The sequence below is a fragment of the Gynuella sunshinyii YC6258 genome (assembly GCF_000940805.1).
GTDB lineage: Bacteria > Pseudomonadota > Gammaproteobacteria > Pseudomonadales > Natronospirillaceae > Gynuella > Gynuella sunshinyii.
Genome location: NZ_CP007142.1, coordinates 3787609 through 3791793, shown reverse-complemented (window position 1 = coordinate 3791793; position 4185 = coordinate 3787609). Strand labels below are relative to the sequence as shown.

The window sequence follows — 4185 nt, the reverse complement described above, 5'->3', positions numbered from 1 at the left end:
CGGACATAACCGATGCCGGCGATACCGGCATTTCCTTTGAGTGTTAACGTTTCAACATAAGACCATAAAAATGCCAAAAAACACCACGGACATCGACAGCATCGCTACAGATATTTTATTCAACCATGCTCGTAGAGACGAATTGATCCAACGTTTTGAAACGTTGTCAGTGATGGAAAAAACACAGCTGATCGAACACTTGCAAGCGGAGTTTTCACGGTCTGCCGAGGTCGAAAAAGCCAGACAAGTCGAAAAAAGACCGTCAACAGACAACCACATTGAAACCGCAGGGCCGACGCCCTTGTACTTTCAGGAATACTGGCGTGAACAGACCTCTGCGGTATCGAGAGACAGGATTGCCGGCAACGACCAGACCATCATCTTTACAGATACCCGTGGTCAGTATCAGTTAATGCAGGCTGATCATCGTCAGTTGCCGGGCAGAATGATCTGCGTGGTGCCCGGACCCGATCAGGCAAAGCTGACTGATCAGTTATACCAGTGCGAGCGGCATAATGCCGCGCATTTGCAGCAGCTGTTGGAGACGCTGGTCACTGAGGATCAGAACGATACCGCGATCATCTACAGCTGGTCACGGCGCGGTGGTGAAGCGGCCATCGGCGAACTGTTCAGTATGTTCAAGGTACTCAGTGGCTTTGCCGGCCGGATAAACCGGATCACCTTACTCGGTCACTATGACCCTGATGATCTGGATAGCTGCTGGGACTACAGCTGGATCGGCCTGCAACGCTCACTGGCATTGCTGATGCCCGGGTTGACCATCGCCATCGTCTATAGCGATCAGGCGGAGTTGACAGCTGATCAACTGTTATCCGCTACCAGTCACCACGGCATAAGCTGGTACCGAAACGGTCAGCCCTTATGTCTGGCAGTGAAGGCACTTTCCCCACAACCATCCACGCAGCCGATGCCTTTGAAAACCAACGCCGGTTATCTGATTACCGGAGGTAGCGGTCATCTTGGCTTTGTTTTCGCCCGATATCTGGCCAGTCACTACCAGGCAAAACTGCTACTGACCGGCAGGCGGCCGCTATCCAGTGACATACAGCAAAAGCTCGATGAACTTAAACAAGCAGGGGCTATCGAAGCGCATTATCAGGCCGTTGATGTCTGCGATGAGCAGGCCTTGGCAGCTCTGGCCGCTGAACTGCCGTTTGCATTAGCCGGGATCATTCATGCTGCCGGTGTGGAATCGAGGCAGCCTTTTGAGGATCAGACCCGTGCATTGATCCATCAGACCATGAGTGCCAAGAGCGAGGGCGTTGTACTGCTGGATAAGTACCTGGCTGATCAGGCGCTGGATTTCATCTGTTATTTTTCATCTTCGGCGGCACTGCTCGGGGATTTTGGCGAGTGCAGCTATGCCATGGCCAACCGCTTTCTGATGGCCTATGGCGAGTACCGTCGCCGGCAACCGCAGCTCAACGGCCAAACCATTGTCATCAACTGGCCGTTATGGGAGCAGGGAGGCATGGGTTCGGACGATGCCGAACAGACCCGGTTCTATCTGAACGCGACCGGCCAGCAGGCTTTGTCGCCTGACCAGGGAACGGCCATCTGGCGTGATGTCATGCAGTCCGGCTGGACTCAGGTATTGGTCATGAACGGCCGGGCAGCGCGAATCACCCCGACCGTGCAGCGTTTGTATGAGCCGGCATTGCCTCAATCTTCGTCTGCGGGTCTGTTATCAGAGCAACCATTGGCCTCGTGTGGGTCTTCCGGACAGTCCCTGAAAGAGATCATCACCGCCGAATTGAGCCGACTGATTTCAACCAGCCACAAAATTGCCGCTGATACCCTGGACCATCATACCAACCTGGCTGACTACGGTTTTGATTCCATTAATCTGGCCGAACTGGCGAAGCAGTTGTCCCACCATTTTTCAATCGCTGTCACGCCGGCTATTTTCTTCAGTTACTTCACTATCGATCTGCTCGGTGATTATCTGGTAGAGCGGCACCGCAATGCGATGCAGCAATGGCTGGAACAATCATCGGTGACACAAGAGGCTCTGACGCCAGAAACCAGGGTGACAGTACAAACGGCCGACAAACCATCCGCAGCAATGAAGGCAAACCATCCGAATCCAATTGCCATCGTTGGCATGTCCGGTCGTTTTCCCGGAGCGGCAAATGTCGATGAGCTGTGGTCATTGCTGGCCGAAGGCAAACATGCCATCCGCGAGATTCCATCATCACGCTGGGACTGGCAGGCATATGCCGACACCATCACCACCAATACGGGTGGTTTTATCGATGGCGTGGATGAGTTTGATCCATTGTTTTTCGATACCTCGCCACGCGAGGCGCAGCAGATGGATCCGGCCGAACGGCTGTTGCTTATGGAAGCTTACCGGGCCATTGAGGATGCCGGAATATCACCGCGTTCGTTACAGGGTGGTAATACCGGGGTATTTGTCGGGATGGAGGAAAGTCAGTATGACATGCTGGTCGGCTGGCGTGGCATGAGCACCGGTGGCGGAGCCATGATCTCATCCCGGCTATCATACTTTCTGGACCTGCACGGACCGGCGCTGGTGACCAACACCGCGTGCTCCTCATCATTGGTGGCATTGCATCAGGCAGTTATCAGTCTGCGACAGCAGGAATGTGACAGCGCGCTGGTGGCCGGTATTGCATTGAGTCTGTCTCCGCAGAGCTATCTGATGATGTCCCGGGCTGGCATGTTATCGCCGCAGGGCCAGTGTTTCAGTTTTGCCGAACAGGCCAATGGCATCGGAGTCAGTGAAGCCGTTGTGGTGCTGATGCTGAAACCTTTAGCTGCCGCGATTGAGAATGGTGACCCTGTTTACGGTGTCATCAAGGCCAGTGGTGTGAATTTTGATGGCCGGACCAACGGTGTTACCGCACCCAATGGCCGGATGCAGACGGCATTGATCGAACAACTCTACCGCAGTCATCAGATCGATGTGGCCGATATCGATCATATTGTTGCCCACGGAACCGGTACCCGGCTGGGCGATCCGGTGGAAATCAATGCCCTGGCTGAGGCGTTTGACAACCTGGCTGACGGCCGCAGTATCGGCCAATGTGCCATCACCAGTTGCAAAAGCAATCTGGGTCACACGATGGCGGCATCGGGACTGGTCAGTGTGGTCAGTCTGTTGCAGGGTATCCGGCATCAGCAGATTCCGGCCAGCCTCCATTGTGAGCAGGCAAACCACTTTATCGATCTCAGCAACAGTCCGTTGTACCTCAATAAAATCTGCCGTGACTGGCCGCGTCAGCCTGACAAATCCCGCACCGGCGCGGTCAGCGCTTTTGGCCGCAGTGGCACCAATGCTCATGTGGTGATTGCCGAATATCTGCCGGAAAGCCCGGCCGTGATGATTGATAGCAATGACTTTGCGGCAATACCGCTGTCGGCCAGAACGGCAGAGCAGTTACGACAGCGTGCCCACGATCTGCATGATTTTTTAAACCGTCAGGATAACCAGAAACTGGCATTGCATAGCCTGGCCTGCACCCTGCAAACCGGCCGTGACAGCATGGCACACCGATTGGCATTTGTGGTGGATTCGGTGAGCCAGCTGATTGAGCGGCTGCATGCATACCTTCAGGGAACGAAACACATTGCAGACTGTTATCAGGGGCAGATAAAACCCGGCAAACAAGTTAACAGCATTGCCAAAATGCCTGATCACATCAGCCACGACGCGCTGGCAGAAATCCTGGCACAGTGGGTTGGGGGAGCCGAACCGGAATGGTCTTCACTTTATGGCGGTCGCCAGCCACAGCGGCTCAATCTGCCGACGTATCCATTTGCAGGTGAAGTGTTCCCTCTGGCCCAGCCAACAGATAAAACCCCGGCGACGGCATCGCAATCGCCACAACAACCAGAGCAGCCCAGTGCAGATGAGTCGCCGTTGGTCGTCATCGGCGGAGCCGGACTGTTTGGCATCTGTATGGGTGTGTTTTTAAAACGCGCCAATATTCCGTTCAAGATTATCGAAAAAAACCACGATGTCGGCGGTGTCTGGCTGGTCAATCGCTGGCCCGGCTGCGGCTGTGATATACCCATGCTGGCCTATGCCTATTCTTTTGAACATTTCAAAGGTGACATGTGGGCCAAGCAGGCCGACATCCTCAAATATCTGCAGGACGTTACCCGGAAATACGATCTGTACCGCCATATCGAATTCAA

Annotated in this window: 1 protein-coding gene (only partly in view); it reads left to right on the top strand. The window is 54.4% G+C overall.

The genetic code is table 11. The features are described from left to right. The first annotated feature begins 70 nt into the window (after positions 1 to 70). Positions 71 to 4185 carry the start of an SDR family NAD(P)-dependent oxidoreductase gene (locus YC6258_RS29885; protein ID WP_044617899.1) on the top strand. The gene runs 12661 nt beyond the window's last position, so 4115 of the gene's 16776 nt are visible here — the first part of the coding sequence; the start codon lies at positions 71 to 73; the stop codon falls past the right edge of the window.